At 61.1% G+C, this 26957-nt stretch carries 37 protein-coding genes; 4 read left to right on the forward strand and 33 right to left on the reverse strand.

Annotation, left to right across the window (positions count from 1 at the left end; all coding sequences use genetic code 11):
• Positions 1-2: 2 nt before the first annotated feature.
• Positions 3-1493, reverse strand: a complete 1491-nt coding sequence (gene rng / locus DWU99_RS06190; RefSeq protein WP_115477208.1) for a ribonuclease G — start codon at positions 1491-1493, stop codon at positions 3-5.
• 187 nt (positions 1494-1680) lie between these two features.
• Between rng and DWU99_RS06195 the strand changes: the two genes are divergently transcribed.
• The 3 genes from DWU99_RS06195 to DWU99_RS06205 all read left to right on the forward strand — a co-directional run bounded on the left by DWU99_RS06195 (position 1681) and on the right by DWU99_RS06205 (position 6800).
• Positions 1681-2232 (forward strand): mismatch-specific DNA-glycosylase, encoded by a 552-nt coding sequence (locus DWU99_RS06195; protein WP_115477083.1) that lies wholly within the window; start codon positions 1681-1683, stop codon positions 2230-2232.
• A gap of 181 nt (positions 2233-2413) precedes the next feature.
• Positions 2414-5599, forward strand: a complete 3186-nt coding sequence (locus DWU99_RS06200; protein WP_115477084.1) for an efflux RND transporter permease subunit — start codon at positions 2414-2416, stop codon at positions 5597-5599.
• A 10-nt stretch (positions 5600-5609) separates the two neighbouring features.
• The gene (locus DWU99_RS06205; RefSeq protein ID WP_115477085.1) at positions 5610-6800 is read left to right on the forward strand and encodes an efflux RND transporter periplasmic adaptor subunit; all 1191 of its coding nucleotides are present in this window, start codon (positions 5610-5612) and stop codon (positions 6798-6800) included.
• A 2-nt stretch (positions 6801-6802) separates the two neighbouring features.
• Here the strand turns inward: DWU99_RS06205 and DWU99_RS06210 are convergent, their stop codons facing one another.
• Positions 6803-8089: a cytochrome c gene (locus DWU99_RS06210; RefSeq protein ID WP_115477086.1), complete on the reverse strand. Its 1287-nt coding sequence runs from the start codon at positions 8087-8089 to the stop codon at positions 6803-6805.
• Positions 8086-8766: a c-type cytochrome gene (locus DWU99_RS06215; RefSeq protein WP_233510925.1), complete on the reverse strand. Its 681-nt coding sequence runs from the start codon at positions 8764-8766 to the stop codon at positions 8086-8088. The genes DWU99_RS06210 and DWU99_RS06215 overlap by 4 nt, the downstream gene beginning before the upstream one ends.
• Positions 8767-8932: 166 nt before the next feature.
• Here DWU99_RS06215 and DWU99_RS06220 point away from each other — a divergent pair, with 166 nt between their 5' ends.
• Positions 8933-10549, forward strand: a complete 1617-nt coding sequence (locus tag DWU99_RS06220; RefSeq protein ID WP_115477088.1) for an amidase — start codon at positions 8933-8935, stop codon at positions 10547-10549.
• Positions 10550-10626: 77 nt separating this feature from the next.
• Here the strand turns inward: DWU99_RS06220 and DWU99_RS06225 are convergent, their stop codons facing one another.
• The 30 genes from DWU99_RS06225 to DWU99_RS06370 all read right to left on the reverse strand — a co-directional run.
• A complete protein-coding gene (locus tag DWU99_RS06225) occupies positions 10627-11997 on the reverse strand; it encodes a class II 3-deoxy-7-phosphoheptulonate synthase (RefSeq protein ID WP_115477089.1) in 1371 nt (456 codons plus the stop codon).
• Positions 11994-12506: a disulfide bond formation protein B gene (locus tag DWU99_RS06230; protein ID WP_115477090.1), complete on the reverse strand. Its 513-nt coding sequence runs from the start codon at positions 12504-12506 to the stop codon at positions 11994-11996. Before DWU99_RS06230 ends, DWU99_RS06225 begins: the two co-directional genes overlap by 4 nt.
• 153 nt (positions 12507-12659) lie before the next feature.
• Positions 12660-13043 carry a 50S ribosomal protein L17 gene (gene rplQ, locus DWU99_RS06235; protein ID WP_115477091.1) on the reverse strand — a complete coding sequence of 128 codons (384 nt, stop codon included), beginning with the start codon at positions 13041-13043 and terminating at the stop codon, positions 12660-12662.
• A gap of 206 nt (positions 13044-13249) precedes the next feature.
• Complete coding sequence (locus tag DWU99_RS06240) at positions 13250-14248, reverse strand: DNA-directed RNA polymerase subunit alpha (RefSeq protein WP_115477092.1); 999 nt, start codon at positions 14246-14248, stop codon at positions 13250-13252.
• Positions 14249-14264: 16 nt separating this feature from the next.
• Entirely contained in the window at positions 14265-14891 is a 627-nt protein-coding gene (rpsD, locus tag DWU99_RS06245) for a 30S ribosomal protein S4 (RefSeq protein WP_115477093.1), read from the reverse strand.
• A gap of 11 nt (positions 14892-14902) precedes the next feature.
• Positions 14903-15289: a 30S ribosomal protein S11 gene (rpsK, locus tag DWU99_RS06250; RefSeq protein ID WP_115477094.1), complete on the reverse strand. Its 387-nt coding sequence runs from the start codon at positions 15287-15289 to the stop codon at positions 14903-14905.
• Between the two features lie 29 nt (positions 15290-15318).
• Positions 15319-15675, reverse strand: a complete 357-nt coding sequence (gene rpsM / locus DWU99_RS06255) for a 30S ribosomal protein S13 (protein ID WP_115477095.1) — start codon at positions 15673-15675, stop codon at positions 15319-15321.
• 122 nt (positions 15676-15797) lie between these two features.
• Positions 15798-17120 (reverse strand): preprotein translocase subunit SecY, encoded by a 1323-nt coding sequence (secY, locus tag DWU99_RS06260; RefSeq protein ID WP_115477096.1) that lies wholly within the window; start codon positions 17118-17120, stop codon positions 15798-15800.
• A 6-nt stretch (positions 17121-17126) separates the two neighbouring features.
• Positions 17127-17558, reverse strand: coding sequence for a 50S ribosomal protein L15 (gene rplO, locus DWU99_RS06265; RefSeq protein ID WP_115477097.1), 432 nt, complete (start codon positions 17556-17558; stop codon positions 17127-17129).
• 5 nt (positions 17559-17563) lie between these two features.
• Positions 17564-17752 carry a 50S ribosomal protein L30 gene (gene rpmD / locus DWU99_RS06270; RefSeq protein ID WP_115477098.1) on the reverse strand — a complete coding sequence of 63 codons (189 nt, stop codon included), beginning with the start codon at positions 17750-17752 and terminating at the stop codon, positions 17564-17566.
• Entirely contained in the window at positions 17745-18254 is a 510-nt protein-coding gene (gene rpsE / locus DWU99_RS06275) for a 30S ribosomal protein S5 (RefSeq protein WP_115477099.1), read from the reverse strand. Before rpsE ends, rpmD begins: the two co-directional genes overlap by 8 nt.
• Before the next feature lie 75 nt (positions 18255-18329).
• The gene (gene rplR, locus DWU99_RS06280; RefSeq protein WP_115477100.1) at positions 18330-18683 is read right to left on the reverse strand and encodes a 50S ribosomal protein L18; all 354 of its coding nucleotides are present in this window, start codon (positions 18681-18683) and stop codon (positions 18330-18332) included.
• Between the two features lie 48 nt (positions 18684-18731).
• Positions 18732-19259 (reverse strand): 50S ribosomal protein L6, encoded by a 528-nt coding sequence (rplF, locus tag DWU99_RS06285; RefSeq protein WP_115477101.1) that lies wholly within the window; start codon positions 19257-19259, stop codon positions 18732-18734.
• Between the two features lie 10 nt (positions 19260-19269).
• Positions 19270-19665 carry a 30S ribosomal protein S8 gene (rpsH, locus tag DWU99_RS06290; RefSeq protein ID WP_115477102.1) on the reverse strand — a complete coding sequence of 132 codons (396 nt, stop codon included), beginning with the start codon at positions 19663-19665 and terminating at the stop codon, positions 19270-19272.
• Between the two features lie 223 nt (positions 19666-19888).
• Positions 19889-20194 (reverse strand): 30S ribosomal protein S14, encoded by a 306-nt coding sequence (rpsN, locus tag DWU99_RS06295; RefSeq protein ID WP_115477103.1) that lies wholly within the window; start codon positions 20192-20194, stop codon positions 19889-19891.
• Positions 20195-20211: 17 nt separating this feature from the next.
• Positions 20212-20751, reverse strand: a complete 540-nt coding sequence (rplE, locus tag DWU99_RS06300) for a 50S ribosomal protein L5 (protein ID WP_115477104.1) — start codon at positions 20749-20751, stop codon at positions 20212-20214.
• Between the two features lie 12 nt (positions 20752-20763).
• Positions 20764-21078 carry a 50S ribosomal protein L24 gene (rplX, locus tag DWU99_RS06305; protein WP_115477105.1) on the reverse strand — a complete coding sequence of 105 codons (315 nt, stop codon included), beginning with the start codon at positions 21076-21078 and terminating at the stop codon, positions 20764-20766.
• 14 nt (positions 21079-21092) lie between these two features.
• Complete coding sequence (rplN, locus tag DWU99_RS06310) at positions 21093-21461, reverse strand: 50S ribosomal protein L14 (RefSeq protein WP_115477106.1); 369 nt, start codon at positions 21459-21461, stop codon at positions 21093-21095.
• A 15-nt stretch (positions 21462-21476) separates the two neighbouring features.
• Complete coding sequence (gene rpsQ / locus DWU99_RS06315) at positions 21477-21737, reverse strand: 30S ribosomal protein S17 (protein ID WP_115477107.1); 261 nt, start codon at positions 21735-21737, stop codon at positions 21477-21479.
• Positions 21738-21749: 12 nt separating this feature from the next.
• Positions 21750-21935 carry a 50S ribosomal protein L29 gene (gene rpmC / locus DWU99_RS06320; RefSeq protein WP_115477108.1) on the reverse strand — a complete coding sequence of 62 codons (186 nt, stop codon included), beginning with the start codon at positions 21933-21935 and terminating at the stop codon, positions 21750-21752.
• On the reverse strand, positions 21935-22348 hold the full coding sequence (rplP, locus tag DWU99_RS06325) for a 50S ribosomal protein L16 (RefSeq protein WP_115477109.1): 414 nt from the start codon (positions 22346-22348) through the stop codon (positions 21935-21937). Before rplP ends, rpmC begins: the two co-directional genes overlap by 1 nt.
• A gap of 12 nt (positions 22349-22360) precedes the next feature.
• Entirely contained in the window at positions 22361-23119 is a 759-nt protein-coding gene (rpsC, locus tag DWU99_RS06330) for a 30S ribosomal protein S3 (RefSeq protein WP_115477110.1), read from the reverse strand.
• Positions 23120-23132: 13 nt separating this feature from the next.
• A complete protein-coding gene (rplV, locus tag DWU99_RS06335) occupies positions 23133-23468 on the reverse strand; it encodes a 50S ribosomal protein L22 (RefSeq protein WP_115477111.1) in 336 nt (111 codons plus the stop codon).
• The gene (gene rpsS / locus DWU99_RS06340) at positions 23468-23740 is read right to left on the reverse strand and encodes a 30S ribosomal protein S19 (protein ID WP_115477112.1); all 273 of its coding nucleotides are present in this window, start codon (positions 23738-23740) and stop codon (positions 23468-23470) included. Before rpsS ends, rplV begins: the two co-directional genes overlap by 1 nt.
• A gap of 12 nt (positions 23741-23752) precedes the next feature.
• Positions 23753-24574, reverse strand: a complete 822-nt coding sequence (gene rplB / locus DWU99_RS06345) for a 50S ribosomal protein L2 (protein ID WP_115477113.1) — start codon at positions 24572-24574, stop codon at positions 23753-23755.
• A gap of 17 nt (positions 24575-24591) precedes the next feature.
• Positions 24592-24885: a 50S ribosomal protein L23 gene (gene rplW, locus DWU99_RS06350; RefSeq protein WP_115477114.1), complete on the reverse strand. Its 294-nt coding sequence runs from the start codon at positions 24883-24885 to the stop codon at positions 24592-24594.
• Positions 24882-25484: a 50S ribosomal protein L4 gene (gene rplD / locus DWU99_RS06355; RefSeq protein ID WP_115477115.1), complete on the reverse strand. Its 603-nt coding sequence runs from the start codon at positions 25482-25484 to the stop codon at positions 24882-24884. The genes rplW and rplD overlap by 4 nt, the downstream gene beginning before the upstream one ends.
• An 11-nt stretch (positions 25485-25495) precedes the next feature.
• Positions 25496-26137 (reverse strand): 50S ribosomal protein L3, encoded by a 642-nt coding sequence (gene rplC, locus DWU99_RS06360; protein ID WP_115477116.1) that lies wholly within the window; start codon positions 26135-26137, stop codon positions 25496-25498.
• Positions 26138-26157: 20 nt separating this feature from the next.
• On the reverse strand, positions 26158-26469 hold the full coding sequence (gene rpsJ, locus DWU99_RS06365; protein ID WP_014402136.1) for a 30S ribosomal protein S10: 312 nt from the start codon (positions 26467-26469) through the stop codon (positions 26158-26160).
• A gap of 397 nt (positions 26470-26866) precedes the next feature.
• A partial coding sequence (locus tag DWU99_RS06370; RefSeq protein WP_484488887.1) for an EF-Tu C-terminal domain-related protein occupies positions 26867-26957 on the reverse strand: 91 nt, incomplete at its 5' end.

Consider the following 26957-nt stretch of genomic DNA (forward strand, 5'->3'; position numbering starts at 1 on the left):
CGTCAAAGCAGTACGACATCGAACTGTTCCTGTGAGTAATGCTCCTCGGCCTGGAAGCGTATGCTTTTTGAAATGAACTCTTCCAATTCGGCCACTGCCGTGGACTCTTCCTCCAGGATGCGGCCGACCACCTTGGGACTGGCCATGACCAGCAACTTCTGCGCATTGAACTGGCGCACGGCACGGGTGATCTCGCGGAAGATCTCATAGGTGACGGTTTCGGCCGTCTTCACCGTGCCTCGCCCCATGCAGGCCGGACACGGCTCGCACAGCTGGCGCTCCAGGCTTTCGGTGGTGCGCTTGCGCGTCATCTCCACCAACCCCAGTTGCGACATCGGGTAGACGGTGGTCTTGGCATGATCGCGGGTCAAGCCCTTTTCGAGCATGCGGATGACTTGCCGCTTGTGCTCTTCGTCGGTCATGTCGATGAAGTCGATGATGATGATGCCGCCCAGGTTGCGCAGCCTGAGCTGGCGTGCCGCGGCCTGGGCTGCTTCGAGGTTGGTCCGGTAAACGGTCTCTTCGAGATTGCGTGTACCGAGATAGCCACCCGTGTTGACGTCGATGGTGGTCATGGCCTCGGTCTGGTCGACGATCAGGTAGCCGCCGGATTTCAGCGGCACTTCCTTGCGCAGCGCACGCTGGATTTCGTCTTCCACGCCGTACAGGTCGAAGATCGGGCGCTCGCCGGAATAGTGTTCGACACGATCGTCCAGGCTCGGCATGAACTTGTGCACGAACTTGGCGACTTTCTCGAAGGTCTCGCGAGAGTCCACACGCACTTTCTCGATATCCTCGTTGAGCAGATCTCGTAGTGCGCGCAGCGGCAGCGAAAGTTCCTCGTAGACACGCTCGCCGACTTTGGCCTTCGCGATATTTTCCTGGACGACGCGCCACACCTTGCCCAGATAGGTGACGTCGAACGCGAGCGACTCGGCGGATTGTTCTTCCGCATTGGTGCGCACGATGTAGCCCAGCGGGTTTTCCCCGATGAGCGGGGTCAGCACATCCTTCAAACGCTGCCGCTCGGCCTCGTCCTCGATGCGCGTGGAAATACCCAGTGTGCGGGCGTGCGGCAGCAGTACCAGGTAGCGCGAAGGGATCGACAGGTGCGTGGACAGCCGCGCGCCCTTGGTGCCGATGGGGTCTTTGACGACCTGCACCACGATCTCCTGGCCTTCGTGCACCAGTTCGCTGATCGACGGCATGTGGCCGTTGCCGCTGGTATTCCCTCCAGCCGGCACTTCGGCGCCATCGGGCATGGGCGGTCGGACGATGTCGGAGGCGTGCAGGAACGCGGCGCGCTCCAGGCCTATGTCCACGAATACGGCCTGCATGCCGGGCATGACCCGTTGGACCCGTCCCTTGTAGACGTTGCCGACGTACCCTCGCCGCGACGTTCGCTCGACATGCAGTTCCTGCAGCATGCCGTTCTCCACCACGCCGACTCGCGTCTCGCGTGGGGTGACATTGATCAAGATTTCTTCGCTCACCGACATCCCCAATTTCAGGCAACCTTTATAGCGGCTGCACGCAAGGCATGTCGATGCGCAACGCACAGAGCTAGCTGTACTCCCGCGTTCGGTAAAGTGAGGGCATGCTCATACCCTGGAGCCCTCCCCGGGCGATGGCTTATAGACCCCGAAACAGCGCCGGGCCCGGTTTTTCAGGTTGAGTGAGATGCCACGCACACGATCGATCCTGCCCGACATCCTGCGCCCCGGACTGGGACTGGTGTTCTGCGGCACGGCCGCCGGCAAGCGCTCGGCCGCCGAGGGCGCCTATTACGCCCACCCGGGCAACCTGTTCTGGCGCGCGCTGTTCCAGTCGGGCCTGACGCCGCGCCTGCTCGCGCCGCATGAATTCCCGCTGCTGCCCGACTGGGACATCGGGCTTACCGACCTGGCCAAGCGCCATGCCGGCAACGACGACGAGCTACCCAAGGAGGCCTTCGACGTTCCGGGGCTTCTGTCCAAGATCGAACGGTACGCCCCGGGCATGCTCGCCTTCACGAGCAAAAACGCGGCGCGCGCCGTGCTGGGAAATGATGTCCACTACGGTTTGCAGAAACAGGTATTCGGCAGTACTAAGTTGTTCGTGCTGCCGTCGCCGTCGGGTCAGGCGCGTGGCCACTGGAGTCTGGAACCATGGACGGAACTGGCCACGTTGATGGCTCGGACGATCAGGATGCAGGAATTTTCGACGCACGATAATTCGTCGCGGTTGTCATGACAGCGGACTAAGCGAAGCGCCTTGTCCTGAAACCCGCAAATACGTGCGAAAAAACGCATTGCCTCTGGCATATGGTTGCCGTCAGAAAAATTGTCTAGGCTACTATTTTCCCGGCAACCCCTTATGTCAGTCCCTTTCTGCGGCGCGCTGCCCGCTCGTGGGCTGATGGAAACCATCGGTTATGTGGATCGTCAAAATTGCGCTTGAGCGCCCGCTCACGTTCATCGTTCTGGCGCTGCTGCTGCTGATCCTCGGTCCGCTAGCCATTCTGCGTACGCCGGTCGACATCTTTCCGAACATCGACATTCCCGTGGTTTCGGTGGTGTGGCAGTACACCGGCCTGCCCGCCGACGACATGAACAATCGCATCGTGACGGGCTTCGAGCGTTCGCTCACCACCACCGTCAACGACGTCGAACACACCGAAACGCAATCGCTCAACGGTGTCGGCCTGGTCAAGGTGTTCTTCCAGCCGAACGTGAAGATCGACATGGCGGTGGCGCAGGTCACCGCGATTTCGCAGACAGTGCTGAGGTCGATGCCGCAAGGCACCACGCCGCCGCTGATCCTTGTCTACAACGCATCGACCGTACCGGTGCTGCAATTTGCGCTGTCATCGAAAGATCTGTCGGAAACCACGATCTTCGACGACGCCAACCAGATCGTGCGCACCTTCATCACCTCCGTGCGCGGCGCCGCCACCCCCTACCCTTATGGCGGCAAGCAACGCCAGGTGGAGGTGGATATCAATCCGCAAGCGCTGCTCGCGCATCGTTTGTCGCCCAGCGATGTCGTCACCGCCATCGGCAATCAGAACCTGATTCTTCCGGCCGGCACGGAAAAGATCGGCGACACCGAATACAGCGTGAAGTTGAACGGCAGTCCGCAGCAAATCGATGAGCTGAACAACGCGCCGATTCACACCGTCAACGGCATCACCACCTACATCCGCGACGTTGCGCACGTGCACGATGGTTCGCCGCCGCAGACGAATGTGGTTCGCGTCAACGGACAGCGCGCCGTGTTGATGTCGATCCTGAAGATCGGCAACGCGTCCACGCTGGATATCGTCGATACGCTCAAAGGCATGCTGCCGGCCATCCGCGCCGCCGTGCCGCAAAATCTCGATATCCACGCGCTGTCGGATCAGTCGCTGTTCGTGCGCGCCGCGATTTCCGGAGTGATTCGCGAAGGCGTGATCGCCGCGAGCCTCACCGGCCTGATGATCCTGCTGTTCCTGGGTTCGTGGCGCTCGACGCTGATCATCGCGATCTCGATTCCGCTGTCCATTCTCGCTTCGATCATCGCGCTGTCGGCGCTGGGCGAGACGATCAACATCATGACACTGGGCGGCCTGGCGCTGGCGGTCGGCATTCTCGTCGACGACGCGACCGTGACGATCGAGAACATCAATTCGCATCTGGAAGAAGGCAAGGAAGTCTACGACGCGATCATGGAAGGCGCGCACCAGATTGCGGTGCCAGCGTTCGTGTCGACGCTGTCGATCTGTATCGTGTTCGTGCCGATCTTCTTCCTCGGCGGTGTGGCGAAGTATCTGTTCGCGCCGCTGGCGGAAGCCGTGGTGTTCGCGATGCTCGCTTCGTACGTGCTATCCAGAACGCTGGTGCCTACGCTGTCGTTGTACTGGCTGCAGAAGCACGATCACGAGGCACAGCCGACAGGAGCTCTCGGCCGATTCCAGCAAGGCTTCGAACGGCATTTCGAACGGATTCGCGAAGGCTATCGTGACGCATTGGAAACAACCGAACGTCATCGCGGGCTGTTCGCGATTTTGTTCTTCGCCACCTGCATCTTGTCGGTCAGCCTGCTCGTTCCCTGGCTCGGGCGCGACTTCTTCCCTTATGTGGATGGCGGCCAGATCAAGCTGCACTTCCGCGCCCCCACCGGTTTGCGCATCGAGGAAACGGCACGGCTCGCCGACGGCGTCGAGAGCGTGATCCGAAGCACCATTCCGAACCAGGAGCTGGCCAGCATTGTCGACACGCTCGGCATTCCCTACAGCGGCATCAACCTTTCGTACAGCAATACCGGCGTGGTTGGTACATCGGACGGCGATATCTTCGTGACGCTCAATGAAGATCACCATCCCACGGTCGATTACGTGCGCAGCCTGCGCAAACAGCTGAAGGAAAAATATCCCAGCGTGGTGTTCGCGTTCCTGCCTGCGGACATGGTGGGACAGATCCTCAATTTCGGCTCGCCCGCGCCCATCGACGTTCAAGTGTCGAGCCACGACGCGAACGCATCGGCGAAGGTTGCGCAGGAACTGTATGGCGATCTGCTGCGCGTGCCGGGGCTGGTCGATCTGCGCATCCAGCAAGCGCTCAATCTCCCGCAGATCAACATCAACGTGGACCGCACGCGCACCAGCCTGGTCGGTTTGACCACGCAGGACGTGGCGAGCAACCTGCTCACGGCCTTGGCCGGCTCCACGCAGGTGAATCCGACATTCTGGGTCGATCCCAGAACGGGAATCAGCTACTCCGTCGCCACGCAGGCGCCGCAATACCGTATTGACACGTTGCAGGAACTGAAGAACCTGCCCATCAACAGTACCGGTTCGAGCGCAGCCACAAACAGCGCATCCAGCGGTGGCGCGTCGAGCCAGATCCTGGAGAACCTGGCCAGCTTTTCGCGCAGCACGGGCCCGGCCATCGTGACCCACTACAGCACACGCCCTACGATGGATCTGTATGGATCTGTCGACCAGACCGACCTGGGCAGCGTCGCGCGCGATGTACAACGCATCGTGGATGAACACTCCAAGCATTTGCCGCGCGACGTCAACATCGATGTCCGCGGGCAGGTGCAAACCATGCAGGCCTCCTACAGAGGCCTGCTGGGTGGGCTCGCCTTTGCGATCATTCTCGTGTACTTGCTGATCGTGGTGAATTTCCAGAGCTGGCTCGACCCGCTCATCATCGTCGCGGCGCTGCCCGCCGCGCTGGCCGGACTGGTCTGGATGTTGTTCCTCACGGGCACGCCACTCTCCGTGCCCGCTCTGATGGGCGCGATCATGTGCATGGGCGTGGCCACGGCCAACTCGATCCTGGTGATCAGCTTCGCGCGTGAACGACTCAGCCATCACGACGATCCCGTGCGTGCCGCCGTCGAAGCCGGCTTTGCGCGCTTTCGCCCGGTGCTGATGACGGCCTTCGCCATGATCATCGGCATGGTGCCCATGGCATTGGGCCTTGGCGAGGGCGGCGAGCAAAACGCACCACTCGGCCGCGCGGTGATCGGCGGCCTGCTGCTGGCAACTGCGGCGACGCTCTTCTTCGTACCTACCTTCTTCAGTCTGCTGCACCGGCACCGCAGGGCGCGCCGTGGTGCGGCTGCCGCCTGAGATTCCGAATATGTCCAGCGCACACGCTCCCGATCCTCATCGTTCCGCCCACCCATCGCATGGTGCGCGGCTCATCCTTATCGGCCTCGGCGTTGTACTGGTCGGACTGGGCGCCTTCGGCATCATCAAGCGCGTGCATGCACGCCATGAATTGACGGAAGCCACCGATCGCAATGCCATCGCCAGCGTTGCCACCCTGTCGCCCAAATCGGCACCGAACCAACAGGATCTGACGCTGCCCGGCACGGTTGCCTCCTGGCAGGATGCGCAGATTTACGCACGCACCACCGGCTACGTGGCCAAGTGGTACGTGGATATCGGTGCGAAGGTGAAGAAGGGCCAGCGACTGGCCGATCTGGACACCCCCGACGTCGACAACCAATTGCTGCAAGGCAAGGCGCAGATGCGCACCGACCAGGCGAACGAGAACTTCGCCAAGATCACTGCGGACCGCTACAACAAGCTCGTCACCCAGGGCCTGATCGCCACACAGACAGCCGATCAATTCGAGGCGCAATACAAGGCCGACATCGCGACTGTGGAAGCGGATGGCGCCAACGTGGCGCATCTGCAGAATCTGGAGGACTTCAAATACATCAACGCGCCCTTCGATGGCGTGATCACGCAGCGCAATCTCGATGTCGGTGCGCTGGTCGATGCGGGGTCCACGGGCAGCAACCTGTTCGTGATCTCCGACACCAGCAAGCTTCGCGTGTACGTGGATGTACCTGAAACCTTTGCCGCGAGCGTGAGTATCGGCATGCCGGCGCAGGTGAGCCTCAACACCTACGGCGCCAAACCCATCACCGGTGCCGTGGCGCGCACCGCCGAAGCGCTCGATCCGAATACGCGAACACTGCGCACGGAAATCGACGTGGACAACGCGAGCCAGGTGCTGGTGCCCGGCGTCTACGCCAATGTCAAGCTGGGACTGTCCACAGCCACGCATGATTTCATCGTGCCTGCCAACACGTTGATGTTCCGCGGTGAAGGACTTCGCGTGGCGCTGGTCGATGCGCAGCAGCGCATTCACCTGCAGCCGGTCACTCTTGGTCGCGATTTCGGCGGCACGGTGGAGGTGACGGAAGGCCTCAGCGACAACGATCGGATCGTGCTCAATCCGCCCGATTCGTTGTATGAGGGGCAGCAGGTGAACATCACTGGCAACGACAAATCTGCGCAGCCCGTTTCGCCCAAATAATTTCAGTCCATCGGCGTATGCCGATACTTGATCACATCACGCTCCTGCACTGCGGGCGCGTGGTTTGACCAGGACCGCCGGATAAAGGTGACGACGGCGGCCACTTCCGCATCGCTCAGCTGCTGCGCATAAGGCGGCATGGAATACGGACGCGGATTGCCTGATGTAACAGGCGCAAATCCACCCAGCAGCACCGCACGTGTAGCGTTGATGCCGGTGGGTTCCAGGACCGACGAATTGCCATCCAGCGGCGGATACACACCCGGCACGCCTTGGCCGTCGTTGCCATGGCAGCTCGCACAACGCTGCACATAGATGCTGTTGCCTTGATCGACCAGTGGCTTGCTGTCGAAGCTTGTCTTTTCGGCTATGGGCTCGGGGCGCGCGGGCAACGATTGCAAATAATCGGCGATGGCCTGCAAGTCTTCGTCGCTCAGATACTGCGTGCTGTTTGCAACGACGTCCGCCATCGGCCCGAACGCGACACCCTTGGACGACTGACCTGTTTTGAGCAAATCGACGACGTCCTGTTTGCTCCATCCCTGCAAACCACCGTGTGCCTGCGTGCTTAGATCCGGCGCATACCAGTCCATGCCTGGAATGCGCCCCCCAGACAGCTGTGCGCCCTTCTCCACGCCGCCCCATGCGCCGCGTGGCGCATGGCACTCGTTGCAATGCCCAAGCCCCTCTACCAGATAGGCACCACGGTTCCAGGATTCCGGATGCGCCGGATCGGCTTGATAGACGCCAGGTTTGAAGTACAGCGCGCGCCACGCCGCGAGACCGGCGCGTACGTTGTAGGGAAATCTCAGGCCCAGTGGCTTGGTTTCCTCATGAATCGACGGCAAGGATTTCAGATAGGCAAAGATCGCTATTGCATCCTCGCGCGTGATCTTGGTGAACGAGGTATAGGAAAACGCGGGATAAAGCAGTTCACCGTCGCGGCCGACCCCCGTGTGCAAGGCGCGCCAGAAGTCGTCGAAGCGCCAATGCCCGAGGCCCGTATCGGGATCGGGCGTGATGTTGGATGCCGGAATATTGCCGAATGGCGTAGGCAACAGGCGGCCACCCGCATAAAGCTGCCCGCTTTGCGCGGTGTGACACGACGTGCAGTCGCCGGCCGTGGCGAGATAACGGCCTTTGGCGATGGTGGAGGAATCCTTCAGCATCGCGGCGATCGCGGGATCTTCCGCTGCCGCAGATGCCGTGTTCGATCTGTGCGATTGCCACCACCACGCCGCAAGCGCCATCACGATCAGGACGACGGGAACCCATAACAGACGCTTCATGTGCCGCCTCCCTGGCCACCAAGCACACCGCAACTCAAAGGCGGCGTGATGGAACCGGCGGGTTGCGGATGCGTATCCGCAGGCACGTCATGGCTGGCCAGCCACGCCGCGACAGCAGTGATGTCCGCAGGCGTAAGACGATTGGCAATCGTGGCCATGCAATCGGGTGCCGCCGAGGCGCGCGTGCCGGTTCGCCAGGAGCCAAGTTGCGAACTGATGTAGTCGTAGGGCAGACCGACCAACCCCGGTACCGAGGGCTCGGTGCCGGTCAGCGCTTTGCCATGGCACGCCTGGCACGGTGGCACCTTGAGCGCAGGATCGCCCGTGGTGACCAACTGCTGGCCGCGCCGCAGAAACGATGGTGCAAGATCGGGAACGGGAGGGCGCTCATACGGTACCTGCTGCGCGGCGAAGTATTCGGCTATCTCGCGTATGTACTCAGGACTCAGCTGGCGCACCGTGTACTCCATCGGTGCGTACTTCCGGAGCCCACGTTGAAAGTTCTGGATTTGCAGTGCGAGGTATCCGGCCGGCTTTCCGGCCAGACGCGGGAAAAAACCGCTGCCCGGAGAACCCTCCCCGTGCGCACCATGACAAGTCGTACAGGCGGCAATGCGTTGTTGCAGCGTATCCGGCACCGAGGGCCGATCGGCATGGGCTAGGCCGCCAACAACCATACACACCAGCGGGAGCACCCACGGCATGGCGAGGCGGCAGCACATCGGCAAGACGGTTGTCTTCATGCGCGGAGTATAGGGTGGCTTCGTGCGCCAACCGCGTCATGTGCGGTTATGCTGCGGCATCGTGCCACAACCCTTATCCGGATTCTCTTTGGAGGTCGTCATGGTCCGTTCGTCGCTGCTGTGCACCGCATTAGCGCTTGCCCTTGCACCTGTCATTCCGCTTGCCGCCCAGGACAATGGTGGGGTGACGTGGCAAACCGTTACCCAGCTGCAACAACAAATGGATGCGGGCAAATTGAGCAGCAAGACGCTGGTCCAGGATGACATCGCGCGTATCCGGCATATCGATCAATCCGGCCCGACATTGCGTTCCGTGCTGCAGTTGAATCCTGATGCGCTGAAACTTGCCGCCGCGCTCGACAAAAAACACAGCGCATCGCACGGCCCGCTTTATGGCATCCCCGTATTGCTGAAAGACAACATCGATACGGGCGACCACACCCTCACCACTGCCGGCTCGCTTGCACTGACCGATGCGCCGGCCCCCAAAGACGCCGCGTTGGTGACACGGCTGCGCAATGCCGGCGCGGTCATTCTGGGCAAGACCAATCTGAGCGAATGGGCGGACTTCCGCTCCGCCCACGCCAGCAGCGGCTGGACGGGTCGCGGCGGACAGACACGCAACCCCTATGCGCTGGATCGAAATCCGTGCGGATCGAGCTCAGGCTCCGCGGTCGCCGTTGCGGCAGGGCTCGTTCCTGTGGCCGTAGGCACGGAAACGGATGGTTCGATCATCTGCCCCGCGTCGATGAATGGCATCGTGGGTATCAAACCTACGCTTGGCCTCGTCAGCCGCAGCGGCATCATTCCGATCAGCCACAATCAGGACACGGCGGGGCCGATGGCCCGCAACGTCACGGACGCAGCGATTCTGCTTAGCGCGATGGCGGGTAGCGACTCCAATGACCCTGCCACGGCCGATGCGGACAAACACGCCACCGATTACACCCGCTTCCTGGATCCGAATGGTTTGCGTGGCAAACGCATCGGTGTCGTGCGACAGCTCGCCGGTAACGAACCCAATGCCGACCGAGTGCTCGATGAAGCCATCGCCGCCATGAAAGCGCAGGGCGCGATCATCGTCGATCCGGTCACGCTGCCGCATCTGGCGGATCTGGGCGATCCCGAGATGACCGTGATGCTGTATGACTTCAAGCACGATCTCAACGCATATCTCGCGAATCGTACGGGTCTGCAGGTAAAAACGCTCGCCGACCTGATTGCCTTCAACCAACGCGAAGCGGATCGGGAGATGCCGTGGTTCGGCCAGGAATTGCTTGAACAGGCCCAGGCTAAAGGACCGCTCACCGACAAGGCATATACCGATGCGCTGGCGAAAGCCAAGCAGCTCTCGGGTCCTCAAGGCATCGATGCCGCATTGCAGGCCAATCACCTCGATGCGTTGCTATCGCCCTCGTGGGGACCGGCATACATGACGGATCTGGTGCTCGGCGATCACATCGTGAGCGGCAATCCCACGATAGGCGGCGCTTCGCAGCCGGCAGCGGTGGCCGGCTATCCCTCGATCACCGTTCCGGCAGGTTGGGCGCATGGCCTTCCCGTCGGCATCGTGTTCTTCGGTACGAAATGGAGCGAGCCCACGCTGATCTCCGTTGCTTATGGCTTTGAGCAGCATACGCACGCGTGGCAACCGCCCAAGTTCTTGGAAACGGTGGATGGCAAGTCGTATGCGCCGATTGCCGCGGCGAGCCATTAAGCGTCAGGAACCCATCTTTGCAGTCATTCCGGCCTAGGCCGGAATGACGATGAGGCATGGACAGATTGCTCGGTGCGCTATCGATTCACATGCACGGATTTGCGCACGATCAGCATCGCCAGCTCCAGCGATTGTTCGTAATTCAAACGTGGGTCCACCATCGACTTATAAGCGCGCTGCAAATCGGCTTCGCTCAGGTCGCGTGCGCCACCCATGCACTCGGTGACATCTTCGCCGGTCAGTTCCAAATGGACCCCGCCCAGCCGCGTGCCGGCGGCATCGTGAATGTCGAACGCCTGCTCGAGTTCGCCGCGGATGTTGTCGAAGCGACGCGTCTTGTAACCGATCGACGTACTTTCGGTATTGCCATGCATCGGATCGGCCACCCATAGCACACGCCGCCCTTCGCGTTTCACGGCTTCGAGCAAAGGTGGGAGTGCCTTGGCGACCTGTGCATGTCCCATGCGATGAATGAGCGTGAGGCGCCCGGGTTCATCTTCAGGGTTGAGCGCATCGATCAACGGCAACAGCTGCTCCGGCGTAACGGATGGGCCGACCTTCACGGCGATGGGATTGCTAATGCCGCGAAAATATTCCACGTGCGCACCATCCAACGCGGCGGTGCGCATGCCGATCCACGGGAAGTGCGTGGAGAGGTTGAACCATCCACGGTGGCGCGGAACCTGTCTCGTAGTGGCCTGTTCGTAATGCAGCAACAATGCTTCGTGCGAAGTGAAAAAATCTACACGCGTGAACCCGGCAATCGGACCGGCCAGCGTTTCCATGAAACGCAGCGAATCACCAATGCCCGCCACCATGCGACGGTATTCCGCAGCAAGCGGTGAATGTTCGACCCATGCCAAATCCCAATACTCGGGATGGTGCAAATCAGCGAAACCGCCGTCGATCAGTGCACGTACGAAATTCATCGTCAGCGCAGAATGGGCGTGTGCGCGAATCAGACGCTGCGGATCGGGACGACGCGCCTGGGCGGTGAATTCAGGGCCGTTGATCACGTCGCCGCGGAAGCTTGGCAGCGTCACGCCATCCCGCGTCTCGGTGTCTGCCGAGCGCGGCTTGGCGTACTGGCCGGCGAAGCGTCCCACGCGCAATACCGGCTGTTTGAGTCCGTGCACCAGCACCAGACTCATCTGCAGCAGCACTTTCAGACGGTTGGAGATGATCGGACTGGTGCAGTCGGCGAAACTCTCCGCGCAGTCGCCGCCCTGAAGCAGGAAACGCTTGCCTTCCTGCGCCTCGGCCAACGCCTGCTTCAGCGAAAGCACTTCCCAAGACGTGACCAGCGGCGGCAGACGCGTCAGCTCTCCGATCGCCTGAGCGAGTTCGGCAGCGTCCTCGTAGTGCGGCTGCTGCAGGGCAACGCGTTGCTGCCAGGACGTCGGGGTCCAACAGGGAGAGTCTTGCTTGGTGCTTACTGCTTGGGTCATAACCGCAATCTCTGGGGTGCTCGCTGCAGGGTCGCGCGAATAGCCCACACCGACAAAAGGATGTACCACAACAGCGTCCAGAATGGCATCGGCAGACCAAGAATCGGCTGAATCTTGGCGCATTCGCCAGAGCCGGTGAACACCATTTTGAGCACTTTTGCGAAGGGGAAGGCGTCCATCATGTAAGCCAGATTGGGGCCGCAGGACGGAAGCTGATCGGGGGGCAGCGACTGGATCCACAGATGACGCCCCGCCACCGCCAGACCGAACAGCGCACCCAGCAGGACGAACCCGGTGTAAAGCCAGCGGCCGCCCCTGCGCGGCGCATGCAAGGCACCCAGCAGGAAGAAAACGCCCATCACGATAAAGCCAATCCGTTGGAAGATACACAACGGACACGGCTCCATACCCCATACGTGTTCAGCATAGAGCGCAAAGCCCAGCAGGGCCGCACAGATCAGGAAACCGACGAAGAAACTGGCGCGGTACGACCAGCGAAGAGGATTCATGGCAGGCGTTTGTGGGTAGGGACGGAGCGTTGACATTACCCGCTCGCCGACACGCTGTCAGTAGGGCCAAACTCATAGGAACTAAAAGCACAAACCCCGGTCAGTTGCCCGACCAGGGTTTGTATTTGGACGTCCAAACGACGCTCGACTAAATTATTCGGCGTCGACCGCTTCAGTGCGCGGACGATCGACCAGTTCGACATACGCCATCGGTGCGTTGTCGCCCGGACGGAAGCCGCACTTGAGGATACGCAGGTAGCCGCCGGGACGCTCGCGGTAACGCGGGCCGATTTCCACAAACAGCTTGCCGACGGCCTGCTTGTCGCGCAGACGGGCAAACGCCAGACGGCGATTGGCCACGCCATCGACCTTGGCCAAGGTGATCAGCGGCTCGGCGATGCGGCGCAGTTCCTTGGCTTTCGGCAGCGTCGTGCGGATCAGCTCATGCTTGATCAGCGACGAGGCCATGTTCTTGAACATCGCTTCGCGATGACTGCTGGTTCGGTTGAGCTTACGCCCGGATTTCATGTGACGCATGATGAGACTCTCTTGTCTGTTGTTATGAAAAACCGGTCCGTTATGGCCGGTTTCCCGCGGGTTTCCCGCTATTGAAGCCCTTGGTGGAACGGGCTCTTATAAGAGTGGCCGTGATGGCCGCTTCTGGAGTCAGGCGGGAGCGCCATACGCTTACCCGCCTTCTCTCCATTTCACCGGCGATCAAGAACGACCGCCAAAACGAACTATCAACCCAACTGCATGCCGTGCGAGAGGCCCGGCGGCGGCCAGTTTTCAAGCTTCATGCCCAGAGCGAGACCACGCACGCCGAGAACATCTTTGATTTCCGTGAGCGACTTCTTGCCAAGGTTCGGCGTCTTCAGCAGCTCCACTTCGGTCTTCTGAACCAGATCGCCGATGTAGTAGATGCTCTCGGCCTTCAGGCAGTTCGCCGACCGCACGGTGAGCTCCAGATCGTCGATCGGACGGAGCAGCAGCGGATCGAAACCGCCCTTTTCCGCCTTGTCGGTGGCGCTTTCGCGGCGCGAGAAGTCACCGAACACCGACAGCTGGTCGTTGAGGATTTCAGCGGCCTTGCGCACCGCATCTTCCGCACCGATGGTGCCGTTGGTTTCGATGTCCAGCACCAGCTTGTCGAGGTTGGTGCGCTGCTCAACACGAGCCGCATCCACTTCGTAAGCCACACGCAGCACGGGCGCAAACGACGCGTCGAGCTGCAGACGACCGATCGGGCGAGCCTCGTCATCGGGATGCTGACGCAGGCTGGCCGGCTGGTAGCCGACGCCACGACGCACCTTCAGGCGCATGTTCAGCGCGATGTCCTTGGTCAGGTGACAGATCACGTGTTCGGGATTGATGATCTCCACCGAATGATCGACGGTGATATCGCCCGCGGTGACCACGCCCTTGCCCTTCTTGGACAAGGTCAGGGTGACTTCGTCACCCGTGTGCTGACGAATCGCCACTTCCTTGAGGTTCAGCAGGACTTCGATCACGTCCTCCTGCAGACCTTCCAGAGTGGTGTACTCGTGCAGCACGCCATCAATTTCAACCTCGACGATGGCGCTGCCAGGGATCGAGGAGAGCAGCACGCGACGCAGCGCATTGCCCAAGGTGTGGCCAAAGCCACGCTCGAGCGGCTCCACCACTACCTTGGCGCGATTCGGTCCGAGCTGTTCAACACTGAGGCCGCGAGGCCGCAGCACGCTAGTTGACGAAACTGCCATGCATGGCTCCGGTTGATTACTTCGAATAAAGCTCGACGATCAGCGCTTCGTTGATGTCGGTCGGCAGATCGGCGCGATCCGGTACGGACTTGAAGGTGCCAGCGAACTTCTTGCTGTCCACTTCCACCCACTGCGGGCGCAGATCCATCGTGTCGAACACGGTGCCGGCTTCCTGCACGCGCAGCTGATTACGCGCACGCTCGGTCAGGGCGATCTCGTCACCCGGGCGAACCTGGTAAGACGGAATGTTGACCTTCTTGCCGTTGACCAGGATGGCCTTGTGCGAGACGAGCTGACGAGCCTGGGCGCGCGTAACGGCGAAACCCATGCGGTAGACGACATTGTCAAGACGGCTCTCAAGCAGGCGCAGCAGGTTTTCACCGGTGTTGCCCTTGAGGGTCGACGCCTTGCTGTAGTAATTGCTGAACTGACGCTCAAGCACACCGTAGATGCGCTTGACCTTCTGCTTTTCGCGCAACTGGACAGCATAGTCGGACATGCGGGCGCGCTTGTTGGCGCCGTGCTGACCGGGCTTGTTTTCCAGCTTGCACTTGGAGTCGATAGCGCGCGCCGGGCTCTTCAGGCTCAGGTCCGAACCCTCACGACGCGCGAGTTTGCAGGTAGCTCCACGATAACGTGCCATGGTTGTGCTCCTTAGACGCGACGTTTCTTGGGGGGACGGCAGCCGTTGTGCGGAATCGGCGTGACATCGATGATGTTGAGAACCTTGTAGCCGAGTGCGTTCAGCGAACGCACTGCCGACTCGCGGCCCGGGCCGGGGCCCTTGATACGCACTTCCACCGTCTTCACGCCGTAGTCACCAGCAGCGCGGCCGGCCTTTTCAGCGGCAACCTGAGCGGCGAACGGGGTCGACTTGCGCGAGCCGCGGAAACCCGCGCCGCCGGCAGTCGCCCACGACAGGGCATTGCCCTGGCGATCGGTGATCGTGACGATGGTGTTATTGAAGGATGCCTGCACGTGGGCCACCGCATCGGTGACAACACGCTTGACTTTCTTCTTGGTCTTAACTGGCTTTGCCATGTTCGGAATCCAAATCTCTTAAGAGGCGATCACTTCTTGATCGCACGACGCGGACCCTTGCGGGTGCGTGCGTTGGTACGCGTGCGCTGGCCGCGCACCGGCAGGCCACGGCGGTGGCGCAGACCGCGGTAGCAACCCAGGTCCATCAGGCGCTTGATGGCGATACCGACCTCACGGCGCAGATCGCCTTCCACCACGTACTTGGCGACTTCGTGGCGGATCTTCTCCACCTCGCCTTCGCTGAGGGACTTGATCTGCACGTTCGGGTTCACACCCGCCGCTTCGCAGACCTTCTTGGCCCGGCTGCGGCCGATGCCAAAGATGCTCTGCAGGCCAACCCAGACGTGTTTCTGGACCGGCAAATTGACACCCGCAATGCGCGCCATGATGTACTTTCTCCGATGCTTTCTTGCGCGGTAAACGCGCAATTCTAACCTTAATCAAACTGTCAGGAAAGCCCTGCGACACCTCGGTGCCGCCCCTTTCCACCCGGGACCACCCTGCCGCCTCAGCCGCGGCGCAGATTGGCCTTTTTGAGCAAACCTTCGTACTGGTGGCTGACCAGATGCGCCTGCACCTGAGCCGTAAAGTCCATCACCACCACCACCACGATCAGCAGCGACGTGCCGCCGAAGTAGAACGGAACATGCCAGGCGTTCTGCATGAACGTTGGCACCAGACAGACCAGCACGAGGTAGAGGGCACCCACGCCGGTCAGACGGGTCATCACGGAATCGATGTAGTCAGCCGTCGAGCGACCCGGGCGGATACCCGGAATCAGCGCGCCAGACCGCTTGAGGTTATCGGCCGTGTCCTGCGAGTTGAAAACGATCGCCGTGTAAAAGAAGGCGAACGTGATCACCAATACTGCATAAATGATGTCGTACAGCGGCTCGCCAGGGGTTAGCGCTTGCACGATGTTCTGCAACCAGCGCGCCTGATGGCTGGCATTGCCCCAGGTCGCCGCCATCGCCGGGAACATCAGAATACTGTTCGCGAAGATGGGCGGAATCACACCCGACATGTTGATCTTGAGCGGCAGATGCGACGTCTGGTTCATGTACGAACGCTGCCCGCCGGACCGCCGCGCATAGTTCACAGTGATGCGACGCTGCGCACGCTCCATGAACACCACGAATGCGGTAACCAGAAGAACCAGCGCCGCCACCATGACCAGCTTGATCGTGCTCAGCTCGCCATTGCTCGACATCGACAACGTGTGCACGACGGCATTCGGCAAACCGGCCACGATACCCGCGAAGATCAGCAGCGAGATACCGTTGCCTATGCCGCGCTCGGTCATTTGCTCGCCGAGCCACATCAGGAACATCGAACCAGCCGTCAGACCAACCACCGATGACAGGATGAAGCCAAAGCCAGGCATGTAAACCACAGGCATGCCGCCGCTGGACTGCTTCATCAGCGCCACAGCGATGCCGAAGGCCTGGAAAGCCGACAAGCCGACCGTGCCAAAGCGGGTATACATCGTCAGCGTACGCTGACCAGCCTGACCTTCCTTGCGCAGCGCCTGCAGACTGGGAATGACCGACCCCATCATCTGGACCACGATCGAGGCCGAGATGTAAGGAATCACGCCCAACGCAAACACCGAGAAACGACCCAGCGAACCGCCCGAGAACATGTTGAACATGTCCAGCAGGCCACCGCTCTGACCGATCAGGGCAGCCATCGCGTCCGGGTTAACACCCGGGACCGGGATGAACGAGCCGAGGCGGTACACGACCAGCGCACCAATCACGAAAAAGATGCGCTGACGCAGCTCGGTCAATTTACCGAGCGATCCGACCGATGTGCCCTTGGCTGCGGCCACGTGTGATTACTCCACGCTGCCGCCGGCCGCTTCGATGGCAGCCTTGGCGCCGGCCGTAGCCAGCAGACCCGACAGCTTCACCTTGCGGCCGATCTCGCCCTTGGCGACGACCTTGACCTTCTTGGCGCGGCTATCGATCAGGCCGGCCTGATGCAACACAACCGGGTCGATCACGTCGGCTTTCAGGGACGCCAGCTGATACAGGAATACTTCCTGGCTCTCGGCCTTCTTCAGCGAACGGAAGCCGACCTTCGGCAGGCGGCGCTGCAGCGGCATCTGACCGCCTTCGAAACCATACTTATGGGTACCGCCGGCGCGAGCATGCTGACCCTTGTGGCCGCGGCCAGCGGTCTTGCCCAGGCCCGAACCGATACCGCGACCGACGCGCAGGCGCGTCTTGCGCGAACCAGCAGCCGGCTTGATGTCATTCAGACGCATGATGCTTACTCCTCAACCCGCACCAAGTAGTAGACCGTGTTGATCAGGCCGCGCACCTGCGGGCTATCCTTCAATTCACGGACATCGTTGAGCTTATTCAGGCCGAGCGCCTTGACGCTCTGGCGATGACGATTCTGTACGCCGCGCAGGCCCTTGACCAGGCGGACGCGGACGGTCTTATCGTTGTTAGCCATTGCCCAACACCTCTTCCACGGTCTTGCCACGCTTGGCAGCGATCTGCTTCGGCGAGGCAACGGCCTGAAGGCCCTTGATGGTGGCGCGCACCAGATTGATCGGGTTACGCGAACCGACGGCCTTGGCCAGCACGTTCTTCACACCGACCACTTCCAGCACCGCGCGCATGGCGCCGCCGGCGATCACACCGGTACCTTCGGAGGCCGGCTGCATGAACACACGAGCTGCGCCGTGGTTGGCCTTGATGGCGTACCACAGGGTGCCGTTGTTCAGATCGATGCTCACCATGTTGCGGCGAGCGCGTTCCATGGCCTTGGAGATGGCGACCGGCACTTCGCGCGCCTTGCCATAGCCGAAGCCAACCTTGCCCTCGCCGTCACCGACCACGGTCAGCGCGGTGAAGCTCATCTGGCGGCCACCCTTGACGGTCTTGGCCACGCGGTTCACGGCAATCAGCTTCTCGAGCAGGCCGTCTGAATTTTCACGATCGGTAGAAGACATATCTTTTTCCGTATGCCCGGACCATCCGGGACTTTTGCTTGCGGCTTTGCCGCTTGGAGTTGTTGTGTTTGTTGCTTAGAACTTCAAACCAGCTTCACGAGCAGCATCGGCAAGCGCCTTGATGCGACCGTGATAGCGGAAACCGGAGCGATCGAACGCAACAGCTTCGATACCCGCAGCCTTGGCGCGCTCGGCAATCGCCTTGCCCACTGCGGCAGCGGCCGCCAGATTCTTGGTGCCCTTCAAACCTTCTGCGACCGACTTCTGCACGGTCGAAGCAGCGGCCACCACCTTCTCGCCGGAGGCATCGAACACCTGGGCGTAGAGATGCTGACCGGTGCGGTGCACCGACAAGCGCGCTACGGCGAGCTTGCGGATGTGAGCGCGCGTGGACTTGGCGCGGCGCAGACGGGCTTCATTCTTGTTCATCATGTGTCTCCAGAAAGCGGATCGGCTAGTTAGCGGAGTGATCCGCCATTACGCCTTCTTGGCTTCCTTAATGGTGATCTTCTCGCCCGAGTAGCGAACGCCCTTGCCCTTATAGGGTTCCGGCGGACGGTAACCACGGATCTTGGCGGCGACTTCGCCCACCAGTTGCTTGTCCGAACCCTTGATCAGGATTTCGGTCTGCGACGGGGTTTCAATGCTGATGCCTTCCGGCGCATTGAAGACCACCGGGTGGGAGTAGCCCAGACTGAGGTTCAGCGCCTTGCCGGCCATCGAAGCGCGGTAACCCACGCCGACGAGCTCCAGCTTGCGCTCGTAACCTTCGGACACACCCTTGATCATGTTTGCCAGCAGCGCGCGGGCGGTACCGCCGAACTTGTCCTCGGCGCCTTCGGCGACCTGGATGTTGACGGTGCCGTTGTCGTTGGCCACTGTCACCCCCGGCAGGGCATGGATGGACAGGGAGCCCTTCGGACCCTTCACGGCGATGCTGTCGTCTGCAACCTTGAGCTCAACGCCCTTGGGCAGGGAAATCGGTTTCTTGGCAACACGGGACATCGGAAGCTCCTTACGCGACCAGGCCGATGACTTCGCCGCCCACGCCTTGAGCGCGAGCCTGCTTGTCGGTCAACAGACCGGCGGAAGTCGAGATGATCGAAATACCCAGGCCGCCGAGCACCTTCGGCAGGTCACCCTTGCCGCGGTACACGCGCAGACCCGAACGGCTGACGCGCTCGATGCGCTCGATGGCCGGACGGCCCTCGAAATACTTGAGCTTGATCTCGAGCACCGGCTTGCCCTCCTGGCTGGAGGATTTGGCGTCGAGGATATAGCCCTCGTTCTTGAGAAGGTTGGCCAGGGCCACCTTCAGCTTCGACGACGGCACGCTGACAGTCTGCTTGCCCGTAGCCTGGGCGTTGCGGATGCGCGTAAACAGATCGGCGATGGGATCAGTCATGCTCATGAAAACTTCCTTCAGAGTGCACCGATATCCGATAAAACCGGAAATCAATATTGAGTTGTAAACCGCCACGCGAGGCGGACTGCGATACGCAGACCGTCAAGTATAGCAGCCTTCTCCGGCTTTTGCGAATACCGATGCTTCAAAGTCGCATCAACGGCGGCGCGTCACCACGCCGCCGGACTTGGCGCCCTGCCCTTTGAAGGGCAAGGCCGCCTTGGAACGATTACCAGCTGGCCTTGCGCAGGCCCGGCACGTCGCCACGCATGGTGGCTTCGCGCAGCTTGTTACGGCCGAGGCCGAACTTGCGGTACACGCCACGCGGACGGCCCGACAGTTCGCAACGGTTGCGCTGGCGGCTCGGGCTGGCGTCGCGCGGCAGCTTCTGCAGCTTGGTCTGCGCTTCCATCTTGTCCTCGTAAGAGGACTTCGGGTTCAGCACGATCGCCTTCAGTTCGGCGCGCTTGGCGGCGTACTTCTTGACGAGCTTGGTCCGCTTGATATCGCGGTTAACCATGGAGGTCTTTGCCATAATTCTCTCGCGATCTCTTAGTTGCGGAACGGGAAGCTGAAGGCTTCCAGCAGCGCCTTGGCTTCTTCGTCGGTCTTGGCGGTGGTGGTGATGGAGATGTCCATACCGCGCATCGCGTCGACGGCGTCGAAATCGATTTCCGGGAAGATGATCTGTTCCTTGATGCCGAAGTTGTAGTTACCACGGCCATCGAAGGCGCGACCCGACACGCCGCGGAAGTCGCGGACGCGGGGCAGCGAAATGTTGATCAGGCGATCCAGGAATTCCCACATCTGGGCACGGCGCAGGGTGACCTTGCAGCCGATCGGCCAACCGTCGCGGATCTTGAACGAGGCGACAGACACGCGCGCCTTGGTCGTGATCGGCTTCTGGCCGGCGATCTTGGCCATGTCGGCCACGGCGTTCTCGAGCACTTTCTTGTTGCCCGCCGCTTCGCCCACGCCCATGTTCAGCGTGATCTTGGTGATGCGAGGAACCTGCATCACGTTCTTGTATCCAAAACGCTCGGTGAGCTTCTGGATGACCTGGTCTTTGTAAAAATTTTCAAGGCGCGTCATGACTTGTGTTCCTTACGCGTCCACGACCTCGCCATTCGAACGGTACACGCGGACCTTGCGCCCATCACTGAGCGTCTTGGCACCAACGCGTTCACCCTTGTTCGTGGCGGGGTTGAACAGCTGCACATTGGAGATATGGATCGAAGCTTCACGTTCGACGATGCCACCGGCCTGGTTGGCCTGCGGATTCGGCTTGGTGTGGCGCTTGACCAGATTGACGTTGGAGACGAACACGCGATCGCCCTCAACGCGCAGCACGTCGCCGCGCTGACCTTTGTTTTTGCCGGTGATCACGAGGACCTGATCACCCTTGCGGATACGGTTCATGGTTCTTCTCCGCCTCAGAGCACTTCGGGTGCGAGCGAGACGATCTTCATGAACTTCTCGCCGCGCAGCTCACGAGTCACGGGCCCGAAGATACGGGTGCCGATCGGCTCGAGCTTGTTGTTGAGGAGTACGGCCGCGTTGCCGTCGAAACGGATCAGCGAACCGTCGGCGCGGCGCACGCCCTTGGCGGTACGAACCACCACGGCGTTGTAAACCTCGCCTTTCTTCACTTTGCCACGTGGGATGGCATCTTTCACGGTGACTTTGATCACGTCACCGATCGCGGCGTAACGGCGCTTGGAGCCGCCGAGCACCTTGATACACATCAATTCCTTCGCGCCACTGTTGTCGGCGGCGGAAAGCGTGCTTTGCATCTGGATCATGGCTGCACCCTCCCCTTACGCTTCGGCGCGCGTGACGATTTCGACCACGCGGTGATGTTTGGTTTTGGAAAGCGGACGGCATTCCGCGATGCGCACCACGTCGCCCTCGTTCGCGCCAATGTCGTTCTGCGCGTGGAGCTTGGTGGAACGGCGCACGATCTTGCCAAGCAGCGGATGCTGCACCTGGCGCTCGATCAGTACGGTGACCGTCTTTTCCATCTTGTTACTGATAACGCGACCTTCGAGGGTGCGCGCTTGTTTGGTGTTGTCGCTCATGTCGGCCGTCCCTTACTTCTTGCCGCCGAGCACGAACTTCGTGCGGGCGATATCGCGCCGAACTCGGCGCAGCTGGTGCGGCTGGGTGAGCTGGCCGGTACCCTTTTGCATGCGCAGGTTGAACTGCTCCTTGCGCAGGTCCAGCAGGTGCTGCTTCAGCTCGTCGGCCGACTTGTTGTTGAGATCTTTGGTGGCCATCACATCACCGCCCTGGAGACAAACTGGGTCTGCACCGACAACTTGGCAGCGGCCAGGCGGAATGCCTCGCGCGCGGTTGCCTCGTCGACACCCTCGATTTCATAGAGCATGCGGCCTGGCTGGATCGGTGCGACCCAGTACTCCACGCCACCCTTACCGGCGCCCATTCGGACTTCGATCGGCTTCTTGGTGATCGGCTTGTCCGGGAACACGCGGATCCACAGCTTGCCGCCGCGCTTCACGAAACGCGTGATGCAACGACGAGCCGCTTCGATCTGACGCGCGGTGAGAGCACCGTGCGTGGTGGCCTTCAGGCCGTATTCGCCAAAGCTGACGAGGTTGGCGCTGAATGCCAGGCCGTCATTGCGGCCCTTGAACTGCTTGCGGTATTTGGTTCGCTTGGGTTGCAACATGGCAACTCTCCCTTACTTCGTCCGCTCGCGGCGGCCTTCACCGCCCTCGCGACGACCTTCACGACGGCCTTCGCCACCTTCGCGCTCACGGCGCGGCTGGGAAGCCTGCTGTTCTTCCTTCGGCTCCTGGCCAACCTGCGACAGGTCGAAGATTTCGCCCTTGTAGATCCAGACCTTGATGCCGATGATGCCGTAGGTGGTCTTCGCCTCGGCGGTACCGTAGTCGATGTCGGCGCGCAGCGTATGCAGCGGCACGCGACCTTCACGGCTCCACTCGGAGCGAGCGATCTCGGCGCCGTTCAATCGACCGGACACGTTGATCTTGATACCCAGCGCACCCAGGCGCATCGCATTGCCCACGGCGCGCTTCATCGCGCGACGGAACATGATGCGGCGCTCGAGCTGCTGAGCGATCGATTCGGCGACCAGCTGCGCATCGATTTCGGGCTTGCGCACTTCGTTGACGTTGATGTGCGCCGGAACGCCCATCATGTCGCTGACTTCCTTGCGCAGCTTTTCGATGTCTTCGCCCTTCTTGCCGATCACCACGCCCGGACGGGCGGTGTGAATCGTCACGCGGGCCGTCTTGGCAGGACGCTCGATCAGGATCTTCGAGATACCGGCAGCGGACAGCTTCTTGCGCAGCATCTCGCGGACCTTGAGGTCGGCAGCGAGGTACTGAGCGAATTCGCCCTTATTGGCGTACCACTTCGAGTTCCAGTCCTTGGCAATGCCGAGGCGGATACCGGTGGGATGAACTTTATGACCCATCGTCTACGTCCTCTCAGTTACCAACGACCACAGTGATGTGGCTGGTGCGCTTCAGGATGCGCGAACCGCGGCCTTTGGCGCGGGCGTGCATACGCTTCATGGCCGGACCTTCATCGACGAAGATCTTCGAGACTTTCAATTCATCAACGTCCGCGCCGAGGTTGTTCTCGGCGTTGGCGACGGCCGACAGCAGCACTTTACGAACCATGTGCGCGGCCTTCTTGTTGGTGAACTGGAGCACGTCGCTGGCGCGGCCCACGGGCATCCCGCGGACCAGGTCAGCTACCAGGCGTGCCTTCTGCGCTGAGATGCGAGCGCTGCGCAGGATCGCTTTGGCTTCGGTGCTCATCACTTGCCCTTCTTATCGCCGCCATGGCCCTTGAAAGTACGAGTTACCGCGAACTCGCCGAGCTTGTGCCCGACCATGTTCTCGTTAACCAATACCGGCACGTGCTGGCGACCGTTGTGGATGGCGATGGTCAATCCCACCATTTCCGGCAGGATCATGGAGCGACGCGACCAGGTTTTGATCGGACGCTTGGAGTTGGTGGAAACCGCAGCTTCCACTTTCTTCACGAGGTGAAGGTCGACAAAGGGACCTTTCTTCAATGAACGCGGCATGTCGGTTTCCTATTACTTACGACGACGCACGATGAACTGCTGCGTGCGCTTGTTGTTACGGGTCTTGTAACCCTTGGTCGGCGTGCCCCACGGGCTGACCGGATGACGGCCACCGGAGGTACGGCCTTCACCACCGCCATGCGGGTGATCGACCGGGTTCATCACCACGCCGCGGACGGTCGGGCGAATGCCCTTCCAGCGGGTGGCACCGGCCTTGCCAAGCTTGCGCAGGCTGTGCTCGGAATTGCCGACTTCACCGATGGTGGCGCGGCAATCGACCGGCACGCGGCGCATTTCGCCGGAGCGCAGACGCAGGGTGGCGTAACCGGATTCGCGAGCGATCAGCTGCACCGAGGCACCGGCCGAACGCGCGATCTGCGCACCCTTGCCAGGCTTCATTTCCACGCAATGCACCGTCGAACCGACCGGGATATTGCGCAGCGGCAGGCTGTTGCCAACCTTGATCGGCGCGTCGTGACCCGAGACCAAGCGGTCGCCCACTGCCACGCCAGCCGGCGCGATGATGTAGCGACGCTCGCCGTCGGCGTAGCACAGCAGCGCAATGTGCGCGGTGCGGTTCGGATCGTATTCAAGACGCTCAACCTTGGCAGCGATGCCTTCTTTGTCGCGCTTGAAGTCGATGATGCGGTAGGCCTGCTTATGACCGCCGCCGCGATGGCGCGTGGTGATGCGACCAAAATGGTTGCGACCACCCGTCTTCGACTGGCTTTCGGTCAGCGGCGCGTACGGCGCGCCCTTGTGCAACCCTTCGGTGCGGACGCTAACAGCGTCGCGGCGACCGGGCGAGGTTGGCTTGTGAGTGATTAGTGCCATCTGTCAAAACTCCTGGCTCAAGGCTTCGCCGACACGTCGATCGTCTGGCCTTCGGCGAGACGGACGTAAGCCTTGCGCTTGCCCTGACGGTTGCCCGCGCGGAAACGGAAGGACTTGACCTTGCCCTTGGCGTTGACGAGGTTCACCTGCTCGACCTTGACGTCGAACATCTTCTCGACAGCCGCACGGACATCGGCCTTGGTTGCTTCGGGAGCAACCACGAAAACGTACTGGTTGCCCTCGGCAAGACGGGCCGCTTTTTCAGAGATATGCGGCGCGCGCAGCGTATTCAGAATGCGTTCGTTGCTCATGCCAGCCACTCCTGGACCTTCTTGACCGCTTCAACGGTCATCACCACGTGATCGGAACCGACCAGGCTGACCGGATTGAGCGCAACCACATCCACCACGTGGAGGTACGGGATGTTGCGCGAAGCCAGGAAAAGCGCTTCGTTCGCATCTTCCGAAACCAGCAGCACGCGGCCGGAAACCTGCAGCTCGGCCAGCTTGGCGACCATCGACTTGGTCTTCGGGGTCTCGATGCCGAAGCCTTCGACGACCTTCAGACGACCCTGGCGATTGAGCTCCGAAAGAATGGAGCGGATCGCCACACGATAGGCCTTGCGGTTGACCTTCTGCTCATAGCTGCGGGGCTTGGCTGCGAACGTCACACCACCGCCCACGAAGATCGGGGCACGATAGTCACCGTGACGGGCGCCACCGCCCTTCTGCTTCTTGAACTTCTTGGTCGTACCGGACAGTTCGCCACGCGAAAGCTGTGCCTTGGTACCAGCGCGACCGCCTGCCTGATAGGCAACGACCACCTGGTGAATCAGGGCCTGCTTGAACTCGCCACCGAACACATCGTCCGACACGCTGAGCGGCTTGGCGCCAATTACATTGAGTTCCATGCCGTCTCTCCTCAACCCTTGGTGGTCGGACGGATCACGACGTCGCCACCGGTTGCACCCGGTACCGCGCCCTTCACCGCGATCAGATGACGCTCGGCGTCGATCTTGACCACTTCCAGCCCCTGCTGGGTGCGGTTCACCGCGCCCATGTGGCCGGACATCTTCTTGCCCGGGAACACGCGACCCGGGGTCTGACGCTGACCGATAGAACCCGGCGCACGATGCGACAGCGAGTTACCGTGGGTAGCGTCACCCATCTTGAAGTTGTGGCGCTTGATCGTGCCCTGGAAGCCCTTACCCTTGCTGACGCCAGCCACGTCGACGATCTGGCCGACCTGGAACACTTCGTCAGCCTTGATTTCGGCGCCGACGGCATACTTGCCGGCATCGGCCGAATTCAGGCGGAATTCCCACAGGCCACGACCCGGCTCGACTTTCGCCTTGGCGTAGTGACCCTTTTCCGGCGCCGTCAGCAAGCTGGCGCGCTTGACGCCAACGGCGACCTGCACCGCGCTGTAACCATCGTTATCTTCCGTCTTCACCTGCGTCACGCGGTTCGGCGTCGCTTCAATCAGCGTCACCGGAATCGAGCGGCCGTCTTCGGTGAAGAGTCGGCTCATGCCGCATTTGCGGCCAACCAGTCCGATACTCATGTTCGTATCCTGTCTCTCGCTCAACCAAGCTTGATCTGAACGTCAACGCCAGCGGCGAGATCGAGCTTCATGAGCGCGTCCACGGTCTTGTCGTTGGGATCGACGATGTCCAGCACGCGCTTGTGGGTGCGGGTTTCGTACTGATCGCGAGCGTCTTTGTCGACGTGCGGCGACACCAGAATGGTGTAGCGCTCGATCTTGGTCGGAAGCGGAATCGGACCGAGAACCGTAGCGCCGGTGCGCTTGGCCGTCTCGACGATTTCGCTGGCCGAACGGTCGATCAGACGATGATCGAACGCCTTGAGCCGAATGCGAATCTTTTGGTTCGCCATAAACCGTGTCCTGTTATCTAAAGAACAAAACTGTGAATCGAGGTGGCTTCTCACCATCTCGCACAACCCAATGCACTACAGGTGTTGCAACGAGTCGACCGGAGAAACGCATCACCCGGAAGACTCCAAAACGTCGGGCAGGCCGTATGCCGGCCTGCCCAGACAGATAACGTACGCGGAAACCCTTTTAGCTACAGAGACTTAGGCTCTACAACCAGGGGACCCCGCAACATCCTTGTTAGCGAATTCGAAGCACTTCCTGTGCCTCATTTCGCGGTAAGTCGACCAGCACTAGGACTAATCGACGAGTTAGGTTGTCGACTATAGCGTATCTAACGCCACAGGACAACTACCTGTAAGAAACCGCCTGCGTGGCAGGCGGTTTCCGTACAGCGACTTACTTGACGATCTTGGCGACGACGCCGGCGCCCACCGTACGACCGCCTTCGCGGATCGCAAAACGCAGGCCTTCGGTCATCGCGATCGGC

The organism is Dyella psychrodurans (genome assembly GCF_003363265.1).
GTDB classification, from domain to species: domain Bacteria; phylum Pseudomonadota; class Gammaproteobacteria; order Xanthomonadales; family Rhodanobacteraceae; genus Dyella_B; species Dyella_B psychrodurans.